We start from the raw sequence: 5,793 nt of genomic DNA, 5'->3' as shown, positions 1-5,793 counted from the left end.
GTCCTTCAAGTTCGTGCTTATCTACTTGCTCAATAGGTCTTAGAGAAACCTGTTCAATGGCAGCGCAGAGACTTTGGAGCTTGTCGGCGCAAAGTTGCCCGCAGACACCTTTGAGAAGGTGTGAAATGGCTTTAAGCGCTTTTAGATCTAATTCGTTACAGGCCTTTAGAATATCTTCAGAGTGCTTCGGGCTGTCACTAAGGAAGCTATTCAGCAATGCAGAGAATAAATCATCGTTATTGTAGATTCTCTCTCTTAGACCGTCAGGGTTCCAGTGGGTAGGGGTATCTTGCTCGCTAGTTGAAGCAGTAGCGTTGGGTTTGGTGCTTGTATCATCTTGAGGCATAGGTGCGTCTTCATATTCAGGTTTGTTGTTACACACATAACTAATGAGTGTAGAAATTGGTGCGTCGTTATAAATTGGTTTGCTTAGATAGGCGTTCATACCGGCAGCCAAGCACTTTTCTTTATCTCCTTGCATTGCATTGGCTGTCATCGCAATGATCGGAATGTCGGTGTAGAACTGTCCAGCTTTGCCATCGCGAATAGCTCGAGTGGCTTCATAGCCGTCCATTTCGGGCATTTGACAATCCATAAGGATTAAAGTGTGTGGGGTATTGGCGGTGGTTTGTATCAAACTGCTAATTGCTTCCAGGCCATTGCCAGCGACATCCGCGTGTAGGCCAATGTTTTTTAACGTGCTGAGGGCTACCATTTGGTTAATATAATTATCCTCCAGGATCAATAAACGGGTACCTTCTGGCCATTTTATTTGTCTCGAATCCTTCGTAGAGTAGGTCTTAATGCTTTCAGAGGTGATCAGAGGTTGAGCTTGTTGTAGTGCTTGACCGTCATCCGCCAAAATACTTAACGCATCAAATAGGTCAGAGGTAGTCGCAGGTTTTGGGAAATAAGCATCGAAGCCAATATCGGCCATTTCCTGTGCACCTCCCTGATAGGTCATTGAGGTCATCATAACAAGTTTCATCGACTGAAAACGTTCGTCGTGACTAAGTTTTCGCCCCAGCTCTGCTCCGTCCATTTCTGGCATTTGCATGTCTAACAGGGCGATATCGAAAGGCCTCTTGCTTTCGTCATTATATCGTTGCTGGCATAGTTCTAGTGCTTCGGAGCCAGAGCTCGCTTCAATGGCTTTAGCTCCCCATAGGTCAAGCTGACCTCGGAGTACCTCTAGGTTAGTCGTGTTATCATCAACGATCAGAATCTCTAGTTGGCTTATATCTATTGTCGGTTTGACTAACTCAGCTTGATCGCTAGTCTTCAGCAACATTGAGCTCGAAAAATTGCTGCCTTCTCCTGGAATGCTCTTAACGGAAATGGTGCCGCCCATCAGTAAGCATAGGTTCTTGGCAATGCTCAGTCCTAAACCTGTGCCGCCGAACTGTCTGGTAGTTGATGCGTCAGCCTGATTAAAGGCTTCAAACAGCGAGTCGGCTTTTTCAGGCGGGATTCCTATACCTGTATCAGTCACATCGATGTCTAGTTGAAGCAGATTTGCGTTTAGCTCCGTAAGCCGAGCAGAAATAACGACTTCACCTTGGCTGGTGAATTTGATTGCATTGTTGACAAGATTGGTAACGACTTGGCGGATCCTGCCGGGGTCTCCTACTGCTTTTGACAGGGTTAACCCTCTTAAGTCGACGATCAGTTCTAGCTCTTGTAGTTGAGCTTGCTGGGCAAGAGACTCTGCAAGATCGCCAATTTACTTTTTCGGGTTAAATAGAAGGTGCTCCAAGTCTAGTTTGCCTGCTTCTATTTTAGAAAAGTCTAAAATGTCGTTGATTAGTGTAAGTAGCGACTGTGCGCTATTTTGCGCTATTTCAGCCCGGTGCCTTTGTTGAGTATCAAGCTTGGAGTTAAGCAGAAGTCCCAGCATGCCCAGAACGCCATTCATCGGTGTCCTGATCTCGTGGCTCATGCTTGCGAGGAATTCGCTTTTCGTAATTGCAGCTTGTTCAGCATTTTCTTTTGCAGTAATGAGTTCGCTTTCGGCTGATTTTTTCCCAGTAATGTTCGAGCTAATGGCAACATAACTTTGTGGTTTGCCGTTCATATCTTTAATGGCAATGACAGTGCTGCTAATCCAGTAATTCTGACCATGTTTATCTTTGTTGTAGACTTCGCCTCGCCATACGCTGCCTTTAGCAGCTGTTTTATAAAGTTGGCCGAAGAAGGCTTTGTCATGATAGCCAGAGTTAAGAATTCGATGATTTTGGCCTAGCAGCTCTTCACGCTCGTATCCGCTTACTTCGACGAATTTGTCATTCACATAAGTGATGTCTCCTCTTATATTTGTGATAGAGACAATGGAAGCCTGGTCCAAGGCATATTTCTGCTCATTTAGTTCATTTATTGAGGCGTCAATATTCTGTAGGGCTTTATGAAAGCTTCTGGCAAAAATACCTACTTCGTTATTCTCGTTCACGGGTAGGTAGTCAATTTCGCCTGTTTGCTCATAGCGTTCGAGTGTTTCAGTCAATCTCGAGAGAGGGCGGGTAATTCTGCGAGAGATTAAAATGGCAGCCGTTAAGGCAACTAAAGCTAGCGATAAACCTATAAGCAGGCTTTTGTTGCGAGTTCCTTCCAGAGCTAATGCAAGCTGTTGATGTGAGGATGATAGTAGAATATGGAGTTGTGGGCTGCCATAAGTCGCACCACCTTTTAATACTTTGTAATACGCAGAGTATTTAGTATTGGTACTGTCTTTTAACTGCGTAAACGTCAGCTTGTTGGTGCCTGACTGAAAGTGCTGAGTGAGCTCGGGGAAATCTCTAAGTAAGTTTTTATCATGTGATGATGAACTATTATCTGAAGAGCTTTCCTGATAAAGATATTCACCTTCAGCGTCACTGATATAGAACTGTCTATTGCTATTGTAGCGAGGCAAACCAGAGATAATAGCCATTGGCTTAAGCGTTGCGATTAATACATAGCTGGCTGTATCGTCCAGAACCTTGAATAACGCGTTTGAAACGCTTGAAAAGACCTTTTCTGTTTCCAGCTCAACTAGATCTGGACTTAGGTAGATATCAGAAAAGTAAATCTCCCCCGATTTTAACTTGCCACTTTGCTTCAGTGTAGCTAGGTCTCTTGTTAGAAAGGTGTCTGAGCTTTCCTCTCCGCTCTTGCTGTCAGCCTTGTGGCTTGTATAAAGAACTTCCCAGCCAATTACACTGTCCGGTCTTTTGGCGACTAGCTTGATATTTACTACGCCTGGATTTAAAAGCAAGTAGTGTTCGAGAGTGCGATTGACTGGCTCAGACTCAGTGATGCCTCCTTGCACATAGGCTTGAATGGCATAGTGCTTGCCCAGGGAAACTAAGTCTTGGGCACTTCTTTGAAATATGGATTGATAGCTCGACTCAAGCATCTCAGCTTCGTGCTCAAGCTCCTGTAGGTTCTTTTTCTTTATTTGGGCGATATGATCCAGATACACAGAAATACTGATGATGGTGCCGACAATGAGTGTTAAAGAGAATGTAACTGAGGGGATTAGTAGACTTATAGGGCGCTTCGCACGTTCAGTTTTTGAAGTTCTGATATGTTGATGTGTAAGAGGGGGTGTTTCGCGGGGGCCGCTATCTGTTGATGAGGTGGCGGTGTTGAAAATTAGGCTGCGAGTTATGCCTGCTAGCATAGAAAGGTAAGCAACAATTTTCAGTATATGAGCGATATTGAAATGGTTATCGAAAAGTTGCGTAGAGCCGAATGCCACATGCAGTTGGGTTAGGCACTCTGGAATGCAGCTTAATAAAAACGCCAGGCTGACGGGGTCGCGTTCTTTCTGAAACCAGGTCCAGAACAATGTGGCGGCTAATAAGTATGTCGCTAGTGGAAGGATGTCATAGGGGCGGCTTATCAATTCGCCAGGGAAAGTGGTTTGCGGTAGGTTTTCGCTCACCGAGGCTAGATAAACACTTACGAAGGCCGAACCAACAAAAAAACTATCGCTAAAGGAAGTAGCTTTAGATGCTTGTACAGGGGGGGTTATTGCTGTGATACAAAGCCCATAAGCTTAGTGCCGCCCCGACGGTCATGATTGAAGCATTGAAAAGGCGGGAAAGCGCCCAGGTAAAAGGAATAAAATCAGTGTTCTGGGCTTGAGCATCGATCACTCTTGCTGATGCCAAGGTATGAAAAATGTCGATCGATGCTGCCGAGAGCAATGCAAGCCCCATGATAGGGAGTGTAATATTACGATGATAGTAGTAATGAACAAACGCAAAGATAGCGCCGATACAGGCAATAGAAATTGCGCTCCATTCGAGAATGGTATGTAGGATAGCTCCCTGCAGCGCTTCCAGCATCGAGCTTTGTGTTGTCACTATATCGACTTTTGTCGGCGCAGCGCCAAAGTCAATTCCTAGCATATTAGGTAAAAAAGGTAGAGTGCAGAGAAAAAATAGCCCAATAGTCAGTTTTTTGGGAGACGTCATTCAAACTTCCGAAATATGGTGACGTGGTGCGATGGCATTAAAGAAGTATAGTAGAAATGTCTTCAAGTTCACGTCAGTATGCAAATAATAGGAAAGTCGCTATGCTTTGGTTACACTGAACAAATGGATAGTCTTGGTATGCTTTTGTTTTTTGGGTGCAACTAGCCAAATTGGGTTTAGATGAATTATGAGCGAACAAGCAAAAGCGCTGATTACCGAAATATTTGATGCAGCTTGTGTTAAGCAGTTTGAAAGCTTGGGCTGTCAAATAGAAGTAACGGATAGAAGTTCATATTCCCGAGAAGTGATGGCTTCGTATATTACGGCAGGCTCTGAAGACCTGACAATTTCTTTGCTATTAAAAACACCGCGTTTACTATTAGCGTAAACTATGCCGATAGTTGATGTAGATAGAATTGGTGACCCAAGTTTTCAAGAAGATTGGAATTGTGAATTGGCCAACCGTTTTCTAGGTAGAATAAAAAATAGCTTGGTGCAGCATAATTGTCGGTTGGCTATCGGTTTGCCCGAGGTGATGAGTAAGTCAGATATGAAACACTTTCACTGCGATGGTGAAGAGATTGTTCGTCACTTTTCCATTAGCAGTGAAATAACCGATAGCGTGATGGACTGCCACCTATACGTAGACTTCCACAACGATGCTCTTTATTTAACTGAAGGCCGTCGACCAGTTGAGGACCAAGGTAACGAGGGCGACTTGGTAATCCTGTAGCGCCTAGCTATTGGGCCAAAACGAACGTTATAAATCGTCCCACCACTCTTTAAGCTCTGCCTCTAAACGCTTTTTCTCCTGATGATCTTCAATTGCTCTTCTTGCTTGGGAGCGGCGCTTTGCACGATCTTTTTTCTTTGATTCGCTTTGCTTTTGATGAAGTTCGTGAGCGATATCCATAAAGTCTACATGGATGGCTTCCAGAGAATTTTCTTGCTCAAAAGTGCTCGGGTTCTGAGATTCATGTGCTTGCATAGTGTGTCTCCTAACTGGCATCGATAAAGTTTCGAAATGTTTACTGTTTTGCATCTCACCTTATTTGGAGCTNAGGCTAGCTTTTGGGTGTGACAGTTTTGTGAAGCAAAAATGACGATTTAGACAAAAATATGGGCTTGTGAAGTAGGTCGCTTGGATGATAGTTTTGCCCGCATTTGAGCTTCTTTGTCAGTACGCTGATGGCAAGAGCTGCTCGTCAAGATCGATGATTTAGGAGAATATAACGTGCCCGTCGCCAGCCTAGCCGTCCTGTTTGCGCTGTACTTTTCTCAAGGCCTTCCTTCGGGAGTGCTAGCTCATGCTTTTCCGGCCATTATGCGAGACCAG

Annotated in this window: 6 protein-coding genes; 2 read left to right on the top strand and 4 right to left on the bottom strand. The window is 44.4% G+C overall.

Going from position 1 to position 5,793, the window contains the following annotated elements:
* The 3 genes from A3756_RS13645 to A3756_RS13635 all read right to left on the bottom strand — a co-directional run.
* Nucleotides 1-1,576 (bottom strand): response regulator (locus A3756_RS13645; RefSeq protein WP_231875539.1); only part of this gene is annotated, 1,576 nt, incomplete at its 3' end.
* A gap of 147 nt (nucleotides 1,577-1,723) precedes the next feature.
* On the bottom strand, nucleotides 1,724-3,922 hold the full coding sequence (locus A3756_RS13640; protein WP_068511356.1) for a histidine kinase dimerization/phospho-acceptor domain-containing protein: 2,199 nt from the start codon (nucleotides 3,920-3,922) through the stop codon (nucleotides 1,724-1,726).
* A gap of 64 nt (nucleotides 3,923-3,986) precedes the next feature.
* Nucleotides 3,987-4,457, bottom strand: coding sequence for an MASE3 domain-containing protein (locus tag A3756_RS13635; protein ID WP_068511358.1), 471 nt, complete (start codon nucleotides 4,455-4,457; stop codon nucleotides 3,987-3,989).
* 187 nt (nucleotides 4,458-4,644) lie between these two features.
* Here A3756_RS13635 and A3756_RS13630 point away from each other — a divergent pair, with 187 nt between their 5' ends.
* Both A3756_RS13630 and A3756_RS13625 read left to right on the top strand, forming a co-directional pair.
* The gene (locus tag A3756_RS13630; RefSeq protein WP_068511361.1) at nucleotides 4,645-4,845 is read left to right on the top strand and encodes a hypothetical protein; all 201 of its coding nucleotides are present in this window, start codon (nucleotides 4,645-4,647) and stop codon (nucleotides 4,843-4,845) included.
* 3 nt (nucleotides 4,846-4,848) lie between these two features.
* Nucleotides 4,849-5,190 (top strand): hypothetical protein, encoded by a 342-nt coding sequence (locus A3756_RS13625; RefSeq protein ID WP_068511364.1) that lies wholly within the window; start codon nucleotides 4,849-4,851, stop codon nucleotides 5,188-5,190.
* A gap of 27 nt (nucleotides 5,191-5,217) precedes the next feature.
* Here A3756_RS13625 and A3756_RS13620 read toward each other — a convergent pair whose 3' ends face one another.
* Complete coding sequence (locus tag A3756_RS13620; protein ID WP_068511365.1) at nucleotides 5,218-5,445, bottom strand: PA3496 family putative envelope integrity protein; 228 nt, start codon at nucleotides 5,443-5,445, stop codon at nucleotides 5,218-5,220.
* Nucleotides 5,446-5,793: the final 348 nt, after the last annotated feature.

The organism is Oleiphilus sp. HI0086 (assembly GCF_001635225.1).
The sequence above is the reverse complement of the archived record's forward strand: the minus strand, read 5'-3'. Positions and strand labels throughout refer to the sequence as shown.